Annotated in this window: 23 protein-coding genes and 1 tRNA gene; 21 read left to right on the plus strand and 3 right to left on the minus strand. The window is 60.9% G+C overall.

Translation table 11 applies throughout. The features are described 5' to 3' along the window. Window positions 1–99 precede the first annotated feature (99 nt). Window positions 100–1,371, minus strand: a complete 1,272-nt coding sequence (locus IFT98_RS00235) for an OprD family porin (RefSeq protein WP_122479320.1) — start codon at window positions 1,369–1,371, stop codon at window positions 100–102. Between the two features lie 842 nt (window positions 1,372–2,213). On the opposite strand from IFT98_RS00235, the gene IFT98_RS00240 reads away from it, so the two are divergent. Further along, window positions 2,214–2,645, plus strand: coding sequence for an HIT domain-containing protein (locus IFT98_RS00240; protein WP_192049884.1), 432 nt, complete (start codon window positions 2,214–2,216; stop codon window positions 2,643–2,645). Next, window positions 2,642–2,848 (plus strand): SlyX family protein, encoded by a 207-nt coding sequence (locus IFT98_RS00245; RefSeq protein WP_049861523.1) that lies wholly within the window; start codon window positions 2,642–2,644, stop codon window positions 2,846–2,848. Before IFT98_RS00240 ends, IFT98_RS00245 begins: the two co-directional genes overlap by 4 nt. A 63-nt stretch (window positions 2,849–2,911) precedes the next feature. Here IFT98_RS00245 and IFT98_RS21055 read toward each other — a convergent pair whose 3' ends face one another. Then, a complete protein-coding gene (locus IFT98_RS21055) occupies window positions 2,912–3,502 on the minus strand; it encodes a cold-shock protein (RefSeq protein WP_049861522.1) in 591 nt (196 codons plus the stop codon). Window positions 3,503–3,815: 313 nt separating this feature from the next. Here IFT98_RS21055 and IFT98_RS00255 point away from each other — a divergent pair, with 313 nt between their 5' ends. The 19 genes from IFT98_RS00255 (at window position 3,816) to nadA (ending at window position 18,768) form a co-directional block, all read left to right on the plus strand. Beyond that, window positions 3,816–4,286, plus strand: a complete 471-nt coding sequence (locus IFT98_RS00255) for a Dps family protein (RefSeq protein ID WP_090356750.1) — start codon at window positions 3,816–3,818, stop codon at window positions 4,284–4,286. A gap of 231 nt (window positions 4,287–4,517) precedes the next feature. Next, window positions 4,518–4,892, plus strand: a complete 375-nt coding sequence (locus tag IFT98_RS00260) for a ribbon-helix-helix domain-containing protein (RefSeq protein ID WP_192049883.1) — start codon at window positions 4,518–4,520, stop codon at window positions 4,890–4,892. Window positions 4,893–4,952: 60 nt separating this feature from the next. Continuing rightward, window positions 4,953–5,174, plus strand: a complete 222-nt coding sequence (locus IFT98_RS00265; RefSeq protein WP_122479318.1) for an FmdB family zinc ribbon protein — start codon at window positions 4,953–4,955, stop codon at window positions 5,172–5,174. Between the two features lie 94 nt (window positions 5,175–5,268). Then, window positions 5,269–7,044 (plus strand): aspartate--tRNA ligase, encoded by a 1,776-nt coding sequence (gene aspS, locus IFT98_RS00270; protein ID WP_192049881.1) that lies wholly within the window; start codon window positions 5,269–5,271, stop codon window positions 7,042–7,044. Window positions 7,045–7,149: 105 nt separating this feature from the next. Next, the gene (locus tag IFT98_RS00275) at window positions 7,150–7,896 is read left to right on the plus strand and encodes a YebC/PmpR family DNA-binding transcriptional regulator (RefSeq protein WP_122479316.1); all 747 of its coding nucleotides are present in this window, start codon (window positions 7,150–7,152) and stop codon (window positions 7,894–7,896) included. 94 nt (window positions 7,897–7,990) lie between these two features. Continuing rightward, the gene (ruvC, locus tag IFT98_RS00280; protein WP_122479315.1) at window positions 7,991–8,515 is read left to right on the plus strand and encodes a crossover junction endodeoxyribonuclease RuvC; all 525 of its coding nucleotides are present in this window, start codon (window positions 7,991–7,993) and stop codon (window positions 8,513–8,515) included. A gap of 117 nt (window positions 8,516–8,632) precedes the next feature. Further along, window positions 8,633–9,241, plus strand: a complete 609-nt coding sequence (gene ruvA / locus IFT98_RS00285) for a Holliday junction branch migration protein RuvA (protein ID WP_192049879.1) — start codon at window positions 8,633–8,635, stop codon at window positions 9,239–9,241. Then, complete coding sequence (gene ruvB, locus IFT98_RS00290; protein WP_122479313.1) at window positions 9,242–10,297, plus strand: Holliday junction branch migration DNA helicase RuvB; 1,056 nt, start codon at window positions 9,242–9,244, stop codon at window positions 10,295–10,297. A gap of 140 nt (window positions 10,298–10,437) precedes the next feature. Then, window positions 10,438–10,893, plus strand: coding sequence for a tol-pal system-associated acyl-CoA thioesterase (ybgC, locus tag IFT98_RS00295; protein WP_192049877.1), 456 nt, complete (start codon window positions 10,438–10,440; stop codon window positions 10,891–10,893). A gap of 2 nt (window positions 10,894–10,895) precedes the next feature. Further along, a complete protein-coding gene (gene tolQ, locus IFT98_RS00300) occupies window positions 10,896–11,591 on the plus strand; it encodes a protein TolQ (RefSeq protein WP_122479311.1) in 696 nt (231 codons plus the stop codon). Window positions 11,592–11,605: 14 nt separating this feature from the next. Continuing rightward, on the plus strand, window positions 11,606–12,061 hold the full coding sequence (gene tolR / locus IFT98_RS00305; RefSeq protein WP_122479310.1) for a protein TolR: 456 nt from the start codon (window positions 11,606–11,608) through the stop codon (window positions 12,059–12,061). After that, entirely contained in the window at window positions 12,061–13,158 is a 1,098-nt protein-coding gene (gene tolA / locus IFT98_RS00310) for a cell envelope integrity protein TolA (RefSeq protein WP_446730837.1), read from the plus strand. Before tolR ends, tolA begins: the two co-directional genes overlap by 1 nt. Continuing rightward, the gene (gene tolB, locus IFT98_RS00315; protein ID WP_122479308.1) at window positions 13,155–14,459 is read left to right on the plus strand and encodes a Tol-Pal system beta propeller repeat protein TolB; all 1,305 of its coding nucleotides are present in this window, start codon (window positions 13,155–13,157) and stop codon (window positions 14,457–14,459) included. The genes tolA and tolB overlap by 4 nt, the downstream gene beginning before the upstream one ends. A gap of 52 nt (window positions 14,460–14,511) precedes the next feature. Then, on the plus strand, window positions 14,512–15,015 hold the full coding sequence (pal, locus tag IFT98_RS00320; protein ID WP_043187198.1) for a peptidoglycan-associated lipoprotein Pal: 504 nt from the start codon (window positions 14,512–14,514) through the stop codon (window positions 15,013–15,015). A gap of 6 nt (window positions 15,016–15,021) precedes the next feature. Then, window positions 15,022–15,858: a tol-pal system protein YbgF gene (gene ybgF, locus IFT98_RS00325; RefSeq protein ID WP_122713291.1), complete on the plus strand. Its 837-nt coding sequence runs from the start codon at window positions 15,022–15,024 to the stop codon at window positions 15,856–15,858. A 162-nt stretch (window positions 15,859–16,020) separates the two neighbouring features. Beyond that, a complete protein-coding gene (gene queE, locus IFT98_RS00330) occupies window positions 16,021–16,668 on the plus strand; it encodes a 7-carboxy-7-deazaguanine synthase QueE (RefSeq protein WP_122713290.1) in 648 nt (215 codons plus the stop codon). A 1-nt stretch (window position 16,669) separates the two neighbouring features. Continuing rightward, a complete protein-coding gene (queC, locus tag IFT98_RS00335; RefSeq protein WP_192049875.1) occupies window positions 16,670–17,356 on the plus strand; it encodes a 7-cyano-7-deazaguanine synthase QueC in 687 nt (228 codons plus the stop codon). Between the two features lie 60 nt (window positions 17,357–17,416). Continuing rightward, window positions 17,417–17,492: transfer RNA gene (locus IFT98_RS00340), tRNA-Lys, on the plus strand. Between the two features lie 217 nt (window positions 17,493–17,709). Beyond that, complete coding sequence (gene nadA / locus IFT98_RS00345) at window positions 17,710–18,768, plus strand: quinolinate synthase NadA (protein ID WP_192049873.1); 1,059 nt, start codon at window positions 17,710–17,712, stop codon at window positions 18,766–18,768. On the opposite strand, the gene IFT98_RS00350 is transcribed toward nadA, so the two are convergent. Further along, window positions 18,769–19,944: an OpgC family protein gene (locus IFT98_RS00350; RefSeq protein ID WP_192049871.1), complete on the minus strand. Its 1,176-nt coding sequence runs from the start codon at window positions 19,942–19,944 to the stop codon at window positions 18,769–18,771. It lies immediately after the preceding gene. Window positions 19,945–20,196 lie beyond the last annotated feature (252 nt).

Consider the following 20,196-nt stretch of genomic DNA (forward strand, 5'->3'; position numbering starts at 1 on the left):
CGTACAGGCGTAGGGCCGGGCTTTGCCGGGCGCTGCCGTCCAGACGCAGAAAAGCCCGGCAGAGCCGGGCTTTTCGAGGTGAAGCGACCTGCTGGGCGGTTACATGATGCTCAGAGGGTACTCGACAATGAAACGCAAGTCGTTGTTCGACGGACCGTAGTCGGCATCGTAGGCGTTGTTGGCGCGGTAGATGGCGCTACGCAGGCGGAAGGACATGTCCTTGATCGGACCTTGCTGAACCACGTACTTGGTTTCGAAGTCCCACTCGTGCTCTTTGCCTTCTTCGCCGTTGCTGGCTTCGATGTTGTCGCCAGTGATGTAGCGAGTCATGAAGCTCAGGCCGGGTACGCCGTAGGTTGCCATGTTGATGTCGTAGCGAACCTGCCACGATTTCTCTTCGGCGCCGACGAAGTCGGAGTACTGAACGGAGTTGTTCAGGAACACGGTGCCGCCGCCGTCCACGCCGTAGGCGTAGCCGGTGTCGCCGGAACTGCGCTGGTAACCCAGGGTGAACTTGTGCGCGCCCAGGCTATAGGCAACCGCGGTGCTCCAGATCTTGTTGTCGACGTCGCCGCCCAGATCTTCGCCCTGGCTCTTGGTGCGATAGGCGTTGAAGTCGAAGTTAAGCGACTGCAGGTCGTCGATCGGCAGGGTGTAGTTCAGGTTGACGTACTGACGCTTCCAGTAATCTTCCACGTCGGACGCAGCGACCGTACCGGTGAAGTTCTTGGTGAAGGCGTAGGTGGCGCCGGCGATGTCGGCGGACTTCAGGCCCAGCGAGTCGTGACCCATGCCGGTCTGCGCGCTCATCGAGGTGAAGCGACCGATGTTCAGGGTCAGGTTGTCGATTTCGTTGCTGGTGATCGAAGTGCCGGTGGCGACTTCAGGCAACAGACGGCCGTCGTCGGTCGCGAAGACCGGGCTGGCAACGATCTGCTGGCCGTATTTGAGTACGGTATTGGAGAAGCGGAACTTGACGGCTGCGCCGCCCTTGGTCTGGCTGTGCTCGAGGTTGCCTTCGTCGTCGGCTGCGAACAGGCCGTTGCTGCGGCGACCGGTACCGCCGTCCAGGCGCACCGAACCGAAGCCCATTGCATCCACACCGGCACCGATGGTGCCCTGGGTGAAGCCCGACTCGTAGAACATCTGGGCGCCAAGGCCAGTGTCTTCACGATAGCCCTTGTCGCTGCCAGCGGTAGGGTTGCCTGCGCCGTGCTTGTAGTCACGGTTCATGTACAGGGCGCGCAGCTTGAGGTTCAAGGTGCTGTCTTCCACAAAACCCTTGGACTCGTCCTGGGCTGAGGCCAAAGCCAACTGCGAGGTGCCGGCTGTTACAGCCAGTGCGATCATGCTCCACTTCATCACGCGCATCGTGATTTGCTCCTTTGGTTTTTAAGAAGAGTAACCACTGCCTCACCTGTTTTTTTATCTGAGGCAGTTCTTTCTTTTTATGACGGCGCGGAACGTATACCACGCCGGTCATGTTGGCGATACTTCAAGTCCGCTGTTGCATGTCCACGCTTACAACCACACTTGGGTTGCGTTCATGCACTGGCGTCGCTTCATTGATTCACTGTTTCCGTTTGTTCCGGTTTCGTCTTCCCACGTCCCCGGTGACCGTGCGGTGATGAATGCAACAAGCGTGCACAAACGTGCCACCAGTTCACATATTTTTCACTTTTCTTCCAGTGGTTCGGCCAAGCCCACGTAAAACCGGCTCATCGAGCCATTCCTGCTTTCCCCGGTAACGATCCTCTGCATGCGAGTGAATCCTGTTTCGCGGTGCAAACGTTACCGCTGGGTGACACGAGTGGGTAGATTACGAGGTCTTGATGCACCGAGACCTTCCCTGGTGGACCTTTTTGGTGCGAAAGGTGACGTCCTGAATGGCAAGGCTAGCCCAGCGGCAGGAATTGGCAACGCCGCGCCTGCGTAAAGAAGTACCGCTTGTCAGGCAGTTACACGCGGTATTGCACAAAGCGCGTGAAGTACGGTGAAAAGGTGTTGTCCACGGCTTGGTGCTGCGGGCGATCCTGGGGCGGGCGGCACCAAAACCGTGCCTCGCCTCGGGCGCGGCCCCAGGTGCGCCGCCTTCCGGCATATCGAGTAAATAGTGGCTCACCCGGAAAAAAACCGATCAGGCACGCTATCCTTGCCGCTCGATGATTCGTGGCCATGCTTCGGTCACCCATTCCTTTCTGTGGAGAACGCCCGTGTTCAGCCTGGATCCCCGACTCGCCGAAGACACTCATGTCATCGGTGATTTCGCACTTTGTCGCCTGCTGCTCAGTAATGACGCCAGGTATCCCTGGTTCATTCTGGTGCCGCGGCGGCCGAATATTTCCGAGGTGTTTGAGCTCGACGACGCCGACCGCGCAGTGCTGTGGAACGAAACCAATGCATTGGCGAAGTTGCTTCACCAGGAATATTGCGCCGACAAGATCAATGTCGCCACATTGGGCAATGTCGTGAGCCAACTGCATATGCACGTGATCGTTCGCTATCGCACGGACGCTGCCTGGCCTGCCCCTGTGTGGGGCAAGCTGCCCGCGATGCCCTACACCGTCGAGCAACTGGCGACGGTTCGCCAGAGGCTGGCAGGCGCGCTGGGCACCGATTTCGAATTTACGGAGGGCAGGGCATGAGCCTGGAAGATCGCGTGATGGAGCTGGAAACACGTCTGGCGTTTCAGGATGACACCCTGTCTTCGCTCAGCGACGAACTCATCCTGCAGCAGCGCGCGATCGAGCGCCTGCAGATGCAGCTCGCCGCGCTGCTCAAGCGTCAGGAGGAAATGGTCGGTCAGTTCGAAACGGCTACGCAGGAGGCGCCACCGCCGCATTACTGAAATCTTTTTTGCGGCAATGAAAAACGCGGGCAATGCCCGCGTTTTTTTATTGCCGCATTGGAGTCAGCGACGCGGCGATGCCGCAATCACGTCTTCGGCCTGCAGTCCTTTGTCGCGGTTCATGACCGAGAACTCGACCCGTTGACCTTCGACCAGCACGCGATGGCCTTCGCCACGAATGGCACGAAAATGCACAAAGATGTCGTCGCCCGAATCACGCGAAATGAAGCCGAAGCCCTTCGACGTGTTGAACCACTTGACGGTGCCGGTATCGCGGTTGGTCATGTCGTACTGCACGGCGCTGGGTGCGGGTGACGCGCGGTAGAAACTGATCGACAGGTGCGCCAGGCATGCGAGCAGTGCGCACAGCAGGCCTGGCAGAATGCCGATGGCAGGCAGCGGCACCAGCAGTGTCAGGGTCTGGGTGATCACCGAGGCAACCAGCAGCACACTGACCAGGTTTTGCAACAGATGACGTGGGCCTTTGTTCCAGCGCGGTATCACTGGAGCCAGAAGCAGGTTGAGCAGACCGAACAGCGCCAGGTAGATTGCGTCGGGTTGTTGCAGGTAAGGCGCTACATCGGCCCGCAGGCTTGGTATGAACGACAGCAGCACGGCCGCTGCGCCCGTCAGGAGGTGGACGATTTTCAACATTTGATTGGCTCACTCTAAGATCAGGCATCAGGAAGAGCTGATACCGCAACAAGCACAGCGTTGGGGTGACAATAATTGCCGAGCATCTGCAGGGATCAGCCTATGCGCCACGGCTTGATTAATTGCCCCGGCTCACGCGGCCTATTTAACAGCAAAGCCCGACCCTTCTCAAATCGGCCAGAGCGCCGCTCGACGCCGTCGAGCGGATAGCCTGCGCAACTTGCTCCAGGCAAGGGCTGCGTGGGCCGAAGGGTCTTGGTAAAGTGGGCGTCCACTCGTGGTGGTATACATTCATCGTCATCAAGGACATTACATGGCAATCGATATCGGCATCAGCGAAGAAGATCGCAAATCGATCGTGGACGGCCTGTCCCGTCTGCTTTCCGACACCTACGTCCTGTACCTCAAGACGCACAACTTCCACTGGAACGTCACCGGCCCGGCTTTCCGTACCCTGCACCTGATGTTCGAAGAGCAGTACACCGAACTGGCGCTGGCCGTGGATTCCATTGCCGAGCGCATCCGCGCCCTCGGCTTTCCCGCGCCCGGCGCCTATTCGGTGTATGCCCGTCTGTCTTCGATCAAGGAAGAGGAAGGGGTACCCTCGGCCCAGGACATGATCAAGCAGCTGGTCGAAGGTCAGGAAGCCGTCACCCGTACGGCCCGCGGCATCTTTCCGCTGCTGGACAAGGTCAGTGACGAGCCGACCGCCGACCTCTTGACCCAGCGCATGCAGGTGCACGAGAAGACTGCCTGGATGTTGCGTTCGCTGCTCGAAGGTTGATCCCTGGCGATACGGCGGCGCCTTCGCCAGCGCGACGTCCGCCGTGTCGATCCAGCCTTTCGCCGCCCACTGCACGCGTTGCTGGAACGGTTCGCTCCTACCCAACGACGCCGCGCTTCGCACGTATGCACTTCCCTATTCCTCTGTCGCCATCGTTCGCCGATACGCTTCCATAGATCCGTCAGCATACCTCCAGGGTTGGAGGGGCGATCATCTAGGAAGCACTGATCCATGGAACGGAACCTCGTCGTCACCCGCGCACGCCAGCTCGACCGATCGAGCAAGCTTGTCATCGATCCCTATTCGGAAAATTTCGACATGGGCCTGGCCAGGCCCGTCTCGCGCTCGGTCCGCCTGAACGGTTTCGCCACCTGCCTGCGCCTGGAGCGGGTCTATTGGGAAATTCTGGAACGCATTGCCCTGGTCAATGAATGCACGGTGAACGCGCTGCTTTCCTACGTCGACCGCGAGGTCCACCTACGCCATGGCGGCGTCAAGAATTTCAGTGGATTGGTACGGGTAGTCTGCGTCACCTACCTGATGGGGCGTGATCGAACGTCGTCTGTTACCTTGGACGGCTGCGCGGCGTCGATTAACCGGATATAATCCCGCGTTTCGCCCTGGCGCTGCTTGCGCTGCGGTCATTTGGTTGCCGAGACACTACCCATGCCGATGTACGACTATCAATGTGCTTCCTGCGGTCATCAGATGGAAGTCATTCAGAAGATCAGCGCCGAGCCTTTGACCGATTGCCCTGCCTGCCAGGCGCCGCAACTGAAAAAGGTGCTTTCCATGCCGGGCTTCCGCCTCAGCGGCACCGGCTGGTACGAGACCGATTTCAAGACCGGCAACAAGAAGAATCTGGCAGGCGGCGACAAGGCCGAGTGAGTTGTCCCGCCCGCTCCAGCACGATGTCCAGGGTGCCGCGTGTCAGCTACACGCCGTCATCGAATCATGAATTACGAGAAGTGAAACCACTACTATGATGCGCAGCCACTATTGCGGCCAACTGAACGAGACCCTGGAAGGTCAGGAAATCACCCTGTGCGGCTGGGTCCATCGCCGTCGCGACCATGGCGGGGTGATCTTCCTCGACATTCGGGATCGTGAAGGCATGGCCCAGGTGGTCTTCGACCCCGATCGCGCCGACAGCTTCGCCGCCGCCGATCGCGTGCGCAGCGAGTACGTGGTCAAGGTCACCGGCAAGGTCCGTGCGCGGCCCGCCGGCGCAGTCAATCCGAACATGGCGTCTGGCGCCATCGAAGTGCTGGGCTACGAGCTCGAAGTGCTGAACGAAGCAGAGACCCCGCCGTTTCCGCTCAACGAATACTCCGACGTGGGCGAGGAAACGCGCCTGCGCTACCGCTTCATCGACCTGCGCCGTCCCGAGATGGCCGAGAAACTGCGCCTGCGCTCGCGCATCACCACCAGCATTCGCCGCTACCTCGACGAAAACGGCTTCCTCGACGTCGAAACGCCGATCCTGACCCGTGCCACGCCTGAAGGCGCCCGCGACTACCTGGTGCCCAGCCGTACCCACCCCGGCAGCTTCTTCGCCCTGCCGCAGTCGCCTCAGCTGTTCAAGCAGTTGCTGATGGTGGCCGGTTTCGACCGTTACTACCAGATCGCCAAGTGCTTCCGCGATGAAGACCTGCGTGCCGATCGCCAGCCCGAGTTCACTCAGATCGACATCGAGACAAGTTTCCTCGACGAGAGTGAAATCATCGGCATCACCGAAACCATGGTGCGCAAGCTGTTCAAGGAAGTGCTGGACGTCGAGTTCGGCGATTTCCCACACATGACCTTCGAAGAAGCCATGCGCCGCTACGGCTCGGACAAGCCCGACCTGCGCAACCCGATGGAACTGGTCGACGTCGCCGATCAGCTCAAGGACGTCGAGTTCAAGGTCTTCAGTGGCCCGGCCAACGATGCCAAGTGCCGCGTTGCCGCACTGCGCGTTCCAGGCGGGGCGAGCATGCCGCGCAAGCAGATCGACGACTACACCAAGTTCGTCGGCATCTACGGCGCCAAGGGCCTGGCCTACATCAAGGTCAACGAGCGCGCCAAGGGCGTCGAGGGCCTGCAGTCGCCGATCGTCAAGAACATCCCGGAAGCCAACCTCAATGTGATCCTCGATCGCGTTGGCGCGGTCGATGGCGACATCGTGTTCTTCGGCGCCGACAAGGCCAAGATCGTCAGCGAGGCATTGGGTGCACTGCGCATCAAGCTGGGCAACGATCTCGACCTGCTGACCTGCGAATGGGCACCGATGTGGGTCGTCGACTTCCCGATGTTCGAAGAGAACGACGACGGCAGCTTCAGCGCGCTGCACCATCCGTTCACCGCACCCAAGTGCACGCCGGCCGAGCTGGAAGCCAATCCGGCCACTGCGCTGTCGCGCGCCTATGACATGGTGCTCAACGGCACCGAGCTGGGTGGCGGTTCGATCCGTATCCACCGCAAGGACATGCAGCAGGCCGTGTTCCGCCTGCTCGGTATCGAAGCGGCGGAACAGGAAGAGAAGTTCGGCTTCCTGCTCGACGCGCTGAAATACGGTGCACCACCCCATGGTGGCCTGGCCTTCGGCCTGGACCGCCTGGTCATGCTGATGACCGGTGCGCAGTCGATTCGTGAAGTCATCGCCTTCCCGAAAACCCAGAGCGCCGCCGACGTCATGACCCAGGCCCCTGGCGTGGTCGATGCCAAGGCGCTGCGCGAATTGCACATTCGCCTGCGCGAACAGCCCAAGGCCGAGTAACTGCTGACAGGGCGCATCTTCGGATGCGCCCTTGCGTTGGGCGACGGAAAAACCTTGCCGGGGGCAGGGGTCGTTTGGGTAACACACAGAAATCGGAGTTGCGTTATGGCTGGTCATTCCAAGTGGGCGAACATCAAGCACCGCAAAGAGCGCCAGGATGCCAAGAGGGGCAAGATCTTCACCAAGTGGATTCGTGAGCTGACCGTGGCAGCCCGGCAGGGCGGTGGTGAGCCGGGGTCCAATCCGCGCCTGCGGCTGGCTCTGGACAAGGCGCTGAGCGCCAACATGAGCCGTGACATCATTGATCGCGCGATTGCGCGGGGCACCGGGGCGGCCGGCAGCGACGACGTGGTCGAGCTGAGCTACGAGGGCTACGGGCCTGGTGGCGTCGCCGTGCTGGTCGAATGCATGACCGACAACCGCAACCGGACCGCTGCCGCCGTGCGCCATGCGTTCAGCAAATGCGGCGGCAATCTGGGTACCGATGGTTCGGTCGCGTATCTGTTCGAGCGCAAGGGTCAGTTGTCCTTCGCCCCGGGCGTCGATGAGGATGCATTGATGGAGGCGGCCATGGAGGCCGATGCCGACGACATCGTCACCCATGGCGACGGCTCGATGGACGTGTTCACCTCGTTCGCCAGTTTCTACTCGGTGGGCAATGCATTGCAGGCAGCCGGTTTCAATGCCGATGAGGCGGAGATCGTCATGGCGCCTACGACCAGTGCCGAACTCGATGCGGAAGGTGCCGAGAAGGTACTGAAGCTGATCGACATGCTCGAGGACCTCGATGATGTGCAGAACGTCTATTCCAATGCCGAAATATCCGACGCCGTGATGGAGCAGCTTGGCTGATCGGCCAGCGTGTTTCATCGAAGCCATGCTTTACCAGTGTCGGCCTCTTCACGGGTAGATGGCGTCAGCCGTGTTTCTCACTACTGCAGGCTTTATGACATTAATTCTTGGAATCGACCCAGGCTCGCGCATCACCGGGTTTGGGGTCGTGCGTGAAACCGGCCGCGGTTGCGAATACGTGGCTTCGGGTTGTATTCGTACCGGCGGCGGACTGCTGCATGATCGTTTGCAGATCGTTTTTCGTGGGGTGCGTGAGGTTATCCAGACCTACGGTCCGGTGACCATGGGCATCGAGCGAGTGTTCATGGCGCGCAACGCCGATTCGGCCCTGAAACTGGGCCAGGCGCGCGGCGCTGCCATCGTCGCGGCGGCGGAGGAGGGGCTGGAGATCGCCGAGTACAGTGCCACCCAGGTCAAGCAGGCCATCGTCGGCACCGGCGCGGCCAACAAGGAACAGGTGCAGATGATGGTCATGCACCTGCTCAAGCTGACCCAGAAACCCCAGATCGATGCCTCGGACGCCCTGGCCATTGCTCTTACCCACGCGCACACCCGGTCCAGCCTCATGCCCCACGGCCTGAGCGCCGCCCGCAGTCGTGGTGGGCGCTTGCGCCTGTAGCGGCTTACATCGTTTCAAACTTTTTTGCTTGCAGCTCACCTCAGTCCTGTAATGATGGCCCTTGAACTGGCCCGCATGAACAGGGCGTGACTGCGCCTTCCGACAAAGGATTCATACGTGATTGGACGCCTGCGCGGTATCTTGGCTGAAAAGCAGCCGCCGCACCTGATTCTCGACGTCAACGGGCTGGGCTATGAGCTCGAAGTGCCGATGACCACGCTCTATCGCCTGCCGCCGGTCGGCGAAAGCGTGACCCTGCACACCCATCTGGTGGTGCGCGAAGACGCTCAGTTACTCTATGGCTTCTATGAAAAGCGCGAGCGCGAGCTGTTCCGCGAGCTGATCCGTCTCAACGGCGTCGGACCCAAGCTGGCACTGGCGCTGATGTCGGGGTTGGACGTCGATGAACTGGTGCGCTGCGTGCAGGCCCAGGACACCTCGGCGCTGGTGAAGATACCCGGCGTGGGCAAGAAGACCGCCGAGCGGCTTCTGGTCGAACTCAAGGATCGCTTCAAGGCCTGGCAGACCACGCCGAGCATGTTCGAGCTGGTCCCCAGCGGGCCGCAGGGGCCGGCGCCGGTCAACAGCGCCGAAGCCGATGCCGTCAGTGCGCTCATCTCGCTGGGCTACAAGCCCCAGGAAGCCAGCCGCGCCGTGGCGGCCATCGACGCCAAGGGGCTGAGCAGCGAAGAATTGATCCGCCGCTCGTTGAAGGGAATGATCTAAGTGATCGAAGCCGACCGCCTGATCGCCGCCACTGGCCGCGATCGAGAAGAAGTACAGGACCGGGCCATCCGCCCGCTCAGCCTGGCCGACTACATTGGCCAGCCCACCGTGCGCGAGCAGATGGAGCTGTTCATCCAGGCCGCGCGCGGGCGCAGTGAATCCCTGGATCACACCTTGATCTTCGGCCCGCCCGGATTGGGCAAGACAACCCTGGCCAATATCATTGCCCAGGAAATGGGCGTGTCGATCAAGAGCACGTCGGGGCCGGTACTGGAACGGCCGGGCGATCTGGCTGCCTTGCTCACCAACCTGGAACCCCACGATGTGCTGTTCATCGACGAGATCCATCGGCTGTCGCCCATCGTCGAGGAAGTCCTGTATCCGGCCATGGAGGATTTCCAGCTCGACATCATGATTGGCGAGGGTCCCGCGGCACGTTCCATCAAGCTCGATCTGCCACCGTTCACCCTGGTCGGGGCCACGACCAGGGCGGGCATGCTGACCAATCCGCTGCGCGACCGCTTCGGTATCGTCCAGCGCCTGGAGTTCTACAGCACCGCGGACCTGGCAACCATCGTCAGTCGCTCGGGCAATATCCTCAACCTGGAGATCGAGGACGAAGGTGCCTTCGAGATCGCCCGCCGTGCCCGCGGCACGCCGCGAATCGCCAATCGCCTGCTACGTCGCGTGCGCGACTTCGCCCAGGTGCGTGGCAAAGGGCACATCACCAAGCCCATCGCCGACCTGGCGCTGAACATGCTCGACGTCGACGAGCGCGGCTTCGACCACCAGGATCGCCGGCTGCTGCTGACCATGATCGAGAAGTTCGACGGTGGCCCGGTGGGCGTCGACAGTCTTGCCGCAGCGATCAGCGAAGAGCGCCACACCATCGAGGACGTCCTCGAGCCTTACCTCATTCAGCAGGGCTACATCATGCGTACTCCGCGTGGCCGGGTCGTGACTCGCCACGCCTACCTGCATTTCGGCCTGAACATTCCCAACCGGCTGGGCGACATGCCGGGCAGCGATGCCATGTCCGAAGAAATCGACGCATGAAAGGCGCATCGCGCAGCGACCTAATTCGGCTTTGCGTGGTCCTAGGGGCTGACGCAGCTTTTGCATGGGCTTTGCCTGCACACGCGACGAAAAAACAGTTGCCTGGGCGGATTGGCAACCTGAGGAGTAAGCACTAGAGTATGCGCGCGCAAAACGGGGTTCAGGCGTTCGCCCATTCGTGTCGGGTCTATTACGAAGACACCGATGCCGGCGGCGTCGTCTACTACGTCAATTACCTGAAATTCATGGAGCGGGCTCGTACCGAGCACCTGCGTGCGCTGGGTTTCGTCCAGTCGCAGCTGGCAGGTGAGAACCTGCTGTTCGTCGTGCATTCGGCAGAGGCGCGCTACCATGCGCCGGCGCGGTTGGACGACGAGCTGACGGTGACCGCCGAAGTAACCGAATTGAATCGCGCCAGCCTGCGTTTCAAACAGCAGGTCTGGCGTGTGAAGGATGCAACGCTGCTCTGCGAAGGGCAGTTCATGGTGGCCTGTGTGCGCGCCGATAACTTCAGACCCCGGGCCATTCCCCCAGCCTTGCGTGCGGCCCTTGCCGACGCAGGCGGCCTGGGCAAACAATCCAATGCAGGAGATTAAGCGTGGAAGCTAACGTCGTCGACCATACCTCCATGTGGAGTTTGGTCAGCAATGCCAGTGTCGTGGTGCAGTTGGTAATGCTTATTCTGGTGGCCGCCTCGGTCACCTCGTGGGTCATGATCTTTCAGCGCAGCTCGATGCTGCGCGCCGGTCGTCGTGCCCTGGACAGCTTCGAGGAACGCTTCTGGTCGGGCATCGACCTGTCCAAGCTGTACCGCCAGGCCGGTAGCAATCCCGATCCGGATTCGGGTGTCGAGCAGATCTTTCGCGCCGGCTTCAAGGAATTTTCCCGTCTGCGCCAGCAGCAGGGTGTCGATCCCGATGCCGTGATGGAAGGCGTCGGCCGTGCCATGCGCGTGGCGATTTCGCGCGAGGAAGAAAAGCTCGAACAGGGCCTGCCATTCCTGGCAACCGTCGGTTCCACCAGCCCCTACGTGGGTCTGTTCGGTACCGTATGGGGCATCATGAACTCGTTCCGCGGCCTGGCATCGGCCCAACAGGCGACTCTGGCCACCGTTGCGCCAGGTATTGCCGAAGCACTGATTGCCACGGCCATCGGCCTGTTCGCAGCGATTCCGGCCGTTATCGCCTACAACCGTTTCGCTGCCCGCAGCGAAACCCTGATCAACCGTTACTACACGTTCGCTGACGAGTTCCAGGCCATCCTGCACCGTAAAGTGCACACCAGCGAAGAGTGAGCAGGGATAACCCAATGACTCGAGGTCGTCGCCCAAAACGCAAGCCGGTCGCCGAGATGAACGTAGTGCCCTACATCGACGTGATGTTGGTACTGCTGGTCATCTTCATGGTCACCGCTCCGATGATCAACCAAGGTGTGAAGGTCGATCTGCCCAAGGTTTCCAGCGAAGCGTTGCCGCAGGACAACAACACTCAGGTGCTCACCATTTCCATCAAGGCCGACAAGACCTACTACTGGAACGTCGGCAAGGAAGTAGACACTGAAAAGCAGCAGGACAAGGCCATGACGCTGGCGCAGATGACCCAGGCCGCGACCGCGATCATCAACCAGGGCAATGCCAGCGGCAAGAAGACCCAGGTCTTCATTCGCGGTGACAAGACCGTGGATTACGGGGCTGTCATGGGCGCCATGGGTGGTTTGCAGCAGGCAGGTGTCGGTAACGTTGGCTTGATTACCGAGGCCCCCTGATGCGAAAGCGAGAGCATTCAGCCTCGGAAAGCTTCTTCTGGCCCACGGTCTGGGCGGTAGCCCTGCACGTGCTGATCTTCGGGATGCTGTTCGTCAGTTTCGCCATGACGCCCGAACTGCCTGAAGCGCGACCCATCGTGCAGGCTACGCTCTATCAGCTCAAGTCCAAGAGCCAGGCCACTACGCAGACCAACCAGAAACTGGCGGGCGAGGCGAAGAAGTCTGCTGCGCGGCAGACCGAAGTCGAGCAGATGGAGACCAAGAAGCTGGAGCAGGAAGCCATCAAGGCCGCGGAACAAAAGAAAGAGGAAACCGCTCAAAAGGCCGAAGCGGCGAAGAAGGCCGACGAAGCCAAGAAGTCCGATGCTGCCGCCAAGGCGGAAGCCGCCTCTGCAGCAGCGGCCAAGGCTGAGGCTGCCAAGGCCGAAGCCGCTGAAAAAGCGGCCGAAGCCAAGAAGAGCGAGCTGGCCGACATCGCCAAGAAGAAGGCCGAGCAGGAAGAGGCCAAGAAGGAGGCAGCCGAGGACGCCAAGAAGAAGGCTGCCGAGGACGCCAAGAAAAAGGCCGCCGAAGACGCGAAGAAGAAAGCCGAAGACGACGCCAAGAAGGCCACTGCAGCCGAGGAAGCGAAGAAGAAGGCCGCCGAAGACGCGAAGAAGAAAGCTGCAGCCGATGCCGCGAAGAAGAAGGCTCAGGATGCAGCGCGCAAGGCAGCGGAGGACAAGAAGGCGCAGGCACTGGCCGATCTGCTTTCCGACAAGCCCGAACGCCAGCAGGCACTCGCCGACGAGCAGGGGGATGAAGTCGCAGGCAACTTCGACGATCTGATCCGCTCGCGAGCAGCCGAAGGGTGGGCGCGTCCGCCTTCGGCACGCAAGAACATGACCGTGGTATTGCAGATCAACATGTTGCCCGATGGCACCGTCACCAATGTCAGCGTTTCACGCTCCAGCGGCGATGGTCCCTTCGACAGTTCGGCGGTTGCTGCGGTCAAGAACATTGGCCGTTTAACGGAAATGCAGGGTTTGAAACCAGCTGACTTCAACCCCTATCGTTCCTTCAAGATGACATTTACACCTGAGGATCTTGCCTTGTGATTACCCTTCTTCGAGGACTGCTCGTCGTCCTTTGCTGCGCAGCCGGCATGGCCTCTGCGGACGAAAAGAACATTTTGGTCACCAGCGGTGCCGACCGTGCCACGCCGATTGCCGTCGTGCCGTTCGGTTTCCAGGGCGGCAGTGTGTTGCCTGACAATATTGCCGAGATCGTCGGCAACGACCTGCGCAACTCGGGCTACTACGCACCCATTCCACCGCAGAACATGATCAGCCAGCCTTCCCAGGCCAGCGAAGTCATCTACCGCGACTGGCAGGCGCTGGGTGCCCAGTACGTCATGGTCGGCAGCATCACGCCGGCCGGCGGCCGCTTGCAGGTGCAATACGCGCTGCTCAACGTCAACACGCAGCAACAAGTGTTGACCGGTAGCGTTTCCGGCACCACCGACCAGCTGCGCGACATGGCTCACTTCATCTCCGACCAGTCGTTCGAGAAGCTGACCGGGATCAAGGGTGCGTTCTCCACGCGCATGCTCTACGTGACTGCCGAACGGGCCGGCACCAATGCCACTCGCTACACCCTGCAGCGTTCGGACTACGACGGCGCACGTGCGGTGACCCTGTTGCAGTCGCGCGAGCCGATCCTGTCGCCGCGCTACTCGCCCAACGGCCGCAACATTGCCTATGTGTCGTTCGAACAGCGCCGTCCGCGGATCTTCCTGCAGAACGTCGACACCGGTCGCCGTGAGCAGTTGACCAACTTCGAAGGACTCAACGGCGCACCGGCGTTCTCGCCGGACGGCAATCGCCTGGCACTGGTGCTGTCCAAGGACGGCAACCCGGAAATCTACGTGATGAACCTGGCCTCGCGTGCGCTGACCCGCGTGACCAACAGCCCGGCGATCGACACCGAACCCTTCTGGGGCAAGGACGGTTCGACCCTGTACTTCACGTCGGACCGTGGGGGCAAGCCACAGATCTACAAGACCAGCACCTCCGGCGGCGCCAATGCCGAACGTGTGACGTTCGTGGGCAACTACAATGCCAACCCGAAACTTTCGGCCGACGAAAAGACTCTTGTAATGATCCATCGGCAAGATGGTTTCACCAATTTCAAGGTGGCGGCGCAGGACCTGGAGCGCGGAAGCGTAAAGATCCTCACAGATTCAACTCTTGATGAGTCGCCTACTGTTGCGCCCAACGGCACCATGGTAATCTACGCCACCCGCCAGCAGGGCCGGGGAGTCTTGATGCTCGTGTCGCTAAACGGCCGCGTGAGGCTCCCGCTTCCTACCGCTCAAGGCGAAGTCAGAGAACCGTCCTGGTCCCCTTACCTGAACTGACGCGGCGTAATACGTTGTACTTAACACATTGGGGTTCATTAGGAGTTTCACGATGGAAATGCTGAAGTTTGGTAAGTTCGCTGCGCTGGCCCTGGCCTTGTCCGTAGCTGTAGGTTGCTCGTCCAAAGGCGGCGAAGATGCTGGTCAAGGCGGCGCTGCTGTCGACCCTAACGCTGGTTACGGCGCAAACACCGGTGCCGTTGACGGTTCCCTGAGCGAAGAAGCTGCTCTGCGCGCAATCACCACGTTCTACTTCGAATACGACAGCTCGGACCTGAAGCCAGAAGCCATGCGCGCTCTGGACGTTCACGCCAAGGACCTGAAAGCCAACGGCGCTCGCGTCGTTCTGGAAGGTAACACCGACGAGCGTGGTACTCGCGAGTACAACCTGGCACTGGGCGAGCGTCGTGCCAAGGCCGTTCAGCGTTACCTGGTACTGCAGGGCGTTTCGCCAGCTCAGCTGGAACTGGTTTCCTACGGTGAAGAGCGTCCAGTGGCTACTGGCAACGACGAGCAGTCGTGGGCTCAGAACCGTCGCGTCGAACTGCGTAAGTAATTCGTCATGCGAACGTGCCGTCGTGCTGTAACTGTTCTGGCTTTCGCCCTGCCTGTAATGGCTTGGGGCGCGGTGCCTGTGGTCGATAGCAACAACAATGGAGGCTACGGTAACAGTGGCGCCGTTGGTGGCAGCTATCCGCCCTCAGGTTACGGTACGAACGGCGCCTCGGCCGGGACAGTCGCGCAAGCGCCTGTCTCGGCTCAGGGCGAGCTGTTCATGCAACTGCAGCAAATGCAGGAAGACATCGCACGTCTGCGAGGTCAGGTCGAAGTCCAGCAGAACGATATCCAGCGCCTGAAACAGGAAGGGCTCGAGCGATATCAGGAACTCGATCGTCGGATTGGCTCGGGGGTTGCACCTGCACCCGCTGCTCAACCGGATAATTCTTCAGCCAGTGGCGCCTCGAGCGGCGCTGGTGCTTCATCGGCCGCCGGCCAGTCGTCCGCAGGCGCCGAGCCTGGCGATCCGGCCAAGGAGAAGCTGTATTACGATGCAGCCTTCGACCTGATCAAGGCCAAGGATTTCGACAAGGCCAGCCAGGCTTTCGCTGCCTTCCTGCGCAAATACCCAAACAGCCAGTATGCGGGCAATGCCCAATACTGGCTGGGCGAGGTCAACCTTGCCAAGGGTGACCTGCAGGGCGCAGGCCAGGCTTTCGCCAAGGTCAGCCAGCTTTATCCGAAGCACAACAAAGTGCCGGATTCGCTTTACAAACTGGCCGACGTCGAGCGCCGGCTGGGCCACACCGACAGGGTCAAGGGCATTCTGCAGCAGGTAGTGACCCAGTATCCGGGTACATCCGCTGCGCAATTGGCGCAGAAAGACCTGCAAAGATTGTGAAGCTTGCCGTGTGATTCGAAGAAACCCGCGCCTGTCGCGGGTTTTTTCGTTAGAATTTGCCGCCATTTTATGAACACGCTTCCTGAGGCCACGCGATCGCGGGCCGCCTGAAGTGCCCAACGGAGGCGGTCAGCCTGTTTCGCTGTCACGCCCGTGGACCCTATGCAAGACACACTACGTATTACCGAAGTCTTCTACTCGTTGCAGGGTGAGACGCGGACCGCAGGCTTGCCCACGGTTTTCGTGCGCCTGACCGGTTGCCCTTTGCGCTGCCAATATTGCGACAGCGCGTATGCGTTCAGCGGGGGAACACAGCGCACGCTCGATTCGATCATGGAACAGGTGGCCAGCTACAAGCCTCGCTATGTATGCGTTACCGGAGGCGAGCCATTGGCTCAGCCCAATGCCATCCCGTTGATGCAGCGGCTTTGCGATGCCGGCTATGAAGTTTCCGTGGAAACCAGCGGCGCACTCGACATCAGCGCAGTCGACACTCGGGTCAGTCGCGTGCTCGACCTGAAGACGCCGGGTTCCCTCGAAGTCCATCGCAACCGTTACGAGAACATCGAGCTGCTGACCCGCAACGACCAGGTCAAGTTCGTCCTGTGCTCGCGCGAGGACTATGACTGGGCCGTGTCCAAGCTGATCCAGTACGGGCTGGACGGTCGTGCCGGCGAAGTGCTGTTCTCGCCGAGCAAGGATCAACTGCGCGCTACCGATCTGGCCGACTGGATCGTGGCCGACAACCTGCCGGTGCGCCTGCAGATGCAGCTGCACAAACTTCTTTGGAACGACGAGCCGGGGCGCTGACATGAACCATACCCAACACGAGAAAAAGGCAGTCATTCTGCTCTCCGGCGGCCTGGATTCCGCCACTGTCGTGGCGATGGCCAAGGCCCAGGGCTACGCCTGCTATACCATGAGCTTCGACTATGGCCAGCGCCATCGGGCCGAGCTCGATGCCGCAGCACGCGTGGCTCGGGACCTGGGCGTGATACAGCACAAGGTCATAGGGCTCGACTTGGATGGCATGGGTGGCTCGGCACTGACCGACACCTCGATCGACGTTCCGGAAACCTTGGGTGAGGGCATTCCGGTCACCTACGTTCCAGCTCGCAACACGGTGTTTCTGTCATTGGCCCTGGGTTGGGCCGAGGTGCTCGAAGCGCGCGACATCTTCATCGGCGTCAATGCGGTGGACTATTCGGGCTATCCGGATTGTCGGCCAGAGTTCATCGAGGCCTTCGAGCGCCTGGCCAACCTCGCTACCAAAGCGGGTGTGGAGGGCAATGGCTTCACCATACAGGCCCCGCTGCAGAACATGAGCAAGGCCGATATCGTCAAGGCAGGCGTGGCGCTGGGTGTCGACTATGGCCTGACGGTGTCGTGCTACCAGGCCGATGACCAGGGTCAAGCCTGTGGCAAGTGTGATAGCTGCCGCCTGCGTGCCGAAGGCTTCGCCACGGCAGGCGTGAGTGACCCCACGCGTTATTTTTGATTTATTTTCTGTAGGGTGTTGAATTACCGAAAGAATTCGGTATTATACGCCCCACGAAACGGGTCGTTAGCTCAGTTGGTAGAGCAGTTGGCTTTTAACCAATTGGTCGTAGGTTCGAATCCCACACGACCCACCATTTCGAAACCCGCAGCTTGCAAAGGCTGCGGGTTTTTTTATGCCTGTGATTCGGTGGTTGTGGCTGCACCGTCTATAAGGCTTTGCTAACGGCTTGTTTCTCTGTAGCCTGCGCCAGCCCTCAAAAACCTCACGAAAGCCAGGGCATATACTCCCAGGCCGTCGCTGGCCCGGCCTATACTCGACTTTCGCGCATCAGCGCCCGCAGGTCTTGCCCCATGACGCAGATATCCGAACGCCTTCTGGTCCAGGCTCACCTGGATGCCAAGCAGCCCCGGCCACTGACACCGGAACAGGAGGCTGACTACCGTGCCGCCATCGCCGCCGAGCTTGAGGCTCAGGACGCGGTGCTGGTTGCCCATTACTACTGCGATCCGGTGATCCAGGCATTGGCAGAGGAAACCGGTGGCTGTGTTTCCGATTCGCTGGAAATGGCGCGCTTTGGCAATCAGCACCCGGCGCGGACGGTGGTGGTGGCAGGCGTCAGGTTCATGGGTGAAACGGCAAAGATCCTCAACCCGGAAAAGCGGGTGCTCATGCCGACCCTGGAAGCGACCTGTTCGCTGGACCTGGGCTGTCCGGTGGAAGCGTTCTCGGCATTCTGCGACCAGCATCCCGAACGCACCGTGGTGGTCTATGCCAATACCTCGGCCGCCGTGAAAGCCCGTGCCGATTGGGTAGTGACCTCGAGTTGCGCGCTGGAGATCGTCGAAAGCCTGATGGACAACGGCGAGAAGATCATCTGGGCGCCCGACAAGCACCTGGGCAACTATATCCAGACCCACACTGGCGCGGACATGTTGATGTGGGACGGTGCCTGCATCGTTCACGAGGAGTTCAAGGCGCGGCAGTTGGCCGACATGCGTGCGCTGTACCCCGACGCCGCGATTCTGGTGCATCCCGAGTCGCCGGCCGAAGTGATCGCGCTGGCGGACGCCGTGGGTTCGACCAGTCAGTTGATTGCCGCTGCGCGCACCTTGCCGCAGCAGACCCTGATCGTGGCCACCGACCGCGGTATCTTCTACAAGATGCAGCAGGCCGTGCCCGACAAGACGCTGATCGAGGCCCCTACGGCCGGCAATGGTGCCGCCTGTCGCAGTTGCGCGCATTGCCCGTGGATGGCCATGAACACCCTGGAGCGCACCTTGCAGTGCCTGCGCGAGGGCAGCAACGAAATCACCGTGGATGCCGCGCTGATCCCCCAGGCCATCCGGCCGCTCAAGCGCATGCTGGACTTTACCCAGGCCGCGCGCCTGAAGCTGGCCGGCAACGCCTGATCAGAGGGCTTTGCCCAGCGCGACCACGGGCCGTTCGGACTTCGCCAACTCAAGCTTCGGCAACTCCGGGCGCGGACGGCCCAGTCGTTTGTTCAGTTCCAGCCATTCGGCCAGGGCCAGCATCAGGCCCGCGCCCACCAGCGCACTGGCGATCTGCATCGCGAGCTGGTCGTCGGCCAGGGCATTGGCCATGTCGGCCAACGGTGCCAGCACCACGCTGAGGCAGAAGACCTCGAGCGAATAACGTCCCATCAGCGCGACCTTGCGTGGCAGCAGCTGATTCACCCATTCGCCTCGGGGTATCAGCTTGGCCACGCAGTAGGCCAGGGCCACGAAATGCAAAAGGCGTGACGGCGACATGTTGGTCTTGTCGATGGGGTAGAGCAGTTCGCCAAACCAGCCGGGCACCAGCGCCTCGTGCAGCACCGGCCAGCGCCAGCCCAGGGCGACCAGGGCGCTGAATGTCACCAGTGCGGCGCACGCGAGAAACAGCGGCTGGCGGCCCAACGGGCGAGCCGCCGCGACTGGCGCGCGTGCCGAATGCAGCGCCGTGGCGCCACCCAGCACGAACAGCATCTGCCAGGCCAGGGGGTTGAAGTACCACAGGCCGTTGTCGTGCGCCGGGATGTTCCAGCCCAGCCATTGCACTGCCAGGTACAACACCAGCGACAAGCCGATGGCCTGCGCTGGCCGCTTGATCAGTAGTGGCAGGACGATCGGCAGGCCGAGCAGCAATACGATGTACAGCGGCAGAGGGTCCATCAGGTTGGGTTTGAAGCGCAGCAGCAGTTCGTCAACCATGGCCTGTTGCGGATTGGAAATGAAATAGGTGAGGTTCATTTCCTGGATCATGTCGCGCGTTTCGACGTGATTGTTGGCGACGAAGATGATGCCCATCAGCACCGCCAGGAGGAAGATGTGCACCACGTACAACACCCACGCGCGGCGCAGTATCCGTATGCTGGCGACCAGGTAGCCGTCGCGCAGCGCGATCTTGCCGTAGGCCAGCACGGCCGCGTAGCCGGCGAGGAACACGAACACCTCTGCGGCGTCGCTGAATCCGAAGTTGCGCAGCGTGAAGCTGGCCAAGGGGTTTTGCGGTATGTGATCCCAAAAAATGAAGATCAACGCCAAACCCCGATAGAAATCGATCCGATGGTCTCGATCGTTAGTCATGGCGACAGGCTCTTGCGAAAAGAAAGGATGTAGTAGGGAGTGAACGCTGGGGTTGCGGTTCCGCGTCGGCGGCCATTATCGATCAGCGGCGCGGAGGTTGGCGGGTTTCGCAATGAATTGCAAAAGTTTGGCTATTACGGAATGTCACAAGGTCGAGTTGGCGCAGCCTTTGTAGCTGCGACGCAAGCCGCGTTCGGCCTCACCGCGTTTGTTCAGGCACACCGCATGCACCGATGACGCGGCTCGCGCCGC

Source organism: Pseudomonas sp. CFBP 8770 (assembly GCF_014841705.1).
GTDB lineage: Bacteria > Pseudomonadota > Gammaproteobacteria > Pseudomonadales > Pseudomonadaceae > Aquipseudomonas.

Excerpts from the sequence above, each read along its gene's own strand:
- tolR (WP_122479310.1), top strand. The coding sequence starts at position 11,606 with ATGACTCGAGGTCGTCGCCCAAAACGCAAGCCGGTCGCCGAGATGAAC.
- IFT98_RS00350 (WP_192049871.1), bottom strand. The coding sequence starts at position 19,944 with ATGACTAACGATCGAGACCATCGGATCGATTTCTATCGGGGTTTGGCG.
- ruvC (WP_122479315.1), top strand. The coding sequence starts at position 7,991 with ATGACATTAATTCTTGGAATCGACCCAGGCTCGCGCATCACCGGGTTT.
- ybgF (WP_122713291.1), top strand. The coding sequence starts at position 15,022 with ATGCGAACGTGCCGTCGTGCTGTAACTGTTCTGGCTTTCGCCCTGCCT.
- pal (WP_043187198.1), top strand. The coding sequence starts at position 14,512 with ATGGAAATGCTGAAGTTTGGTAAGTTCGCTGCGCTGGCCCTGGCCTTG.
- IFT98_RS00235 (WP_122479320.1), bottom strand. The coding sequence starts at position 1,371 with ATGCGCGTGATGAAGTGGAGCATGATCGCACTGGCTGTAACAGCCGGC.
- queC (WP_192049875.1), top strand. The coding sequence starts at position 16,670 with ATGAACCATACCCAACACGAGAAAAAGGCAGTCATTCTGCTCTCCGGC.
- IFT98_RS00245 (WP_049861523.1), top strand. The coding sequence starts at position 2,642 with ATGAGCCTGGAAGATCGCGTGATGGAGCTGGAAACACGTCTGGCGTTT.
- aspS (WP_192049881.1), top strand. The coding sequence starts at position 5,269 with ATGATGCGCAGCCACTATTGCGGCCAACTGAACGAGACCCTGGAAGGT.
- IFT98_RS00265 (WP_122479318.1), top strand. The coding sequence starts at position 4,953 with ATGCCGATGTACGACTATCAATGTGCTTCCTGCGGTCATCAGATGGAA.
- queE (WP_122713290.1), top strand. The coding sequence starts at position 16,021 with ATGCAAGACACACTACGTATTACCGAAGTCTTCTACTCGTTGCAGGGT.
- IFT98_RS00260 (WP_192049883.1), top strand. The coding sequence starts at position 4,518 with ATGGAACGGAACCTCGTCGTCACCCGCGCACGCCAGCTCGACCGATCG.
- IFT98_RS00275 (WP_122479316.1), top strand. The coding sequence starts at position 7,150 with ATGGCTGGTCATTCCAAGTGGGCGAACATCAAGCACCGCAAAGAGCGC.
- IFT98_RS21055 (WP_049861522.1), bottom strand. The coding sequence starts at position 3,502 with ATGTTGAAAATCGTCCACCTCCTGACGGGCGCAGCGGCCGTGCTGCTG.
- IFT98_RS00255 (WP_090356750.1), top strand. The coding sequence starts at position 3,816 with ATGGCAATCGATATCGGCATCAGCGAAGAAGATCGCAAATCGATCGTG.
- ybgC (WP_192049877.1), top strand. The coding sequence starts at position 10,438 with ATGCGCGCGCAAAACGGGGTTCAGGCGTTCGCCCATTCGTGTCGGGTC.
- nadA (WP_192049873.1), top strand. The coding sequence starts at position 17,710 with ATGACGCAGATATCCGAACGCCTTCTGGTCCAGGCTCACCTGGATGCC.
- tolA (WP_446730837.1), top strand. The coding sequence starts at position 12,061 with ATGCGAAAGCGAGAGCATTCAGCCTCGGAAAGCTTCTTCTGGCCCACG.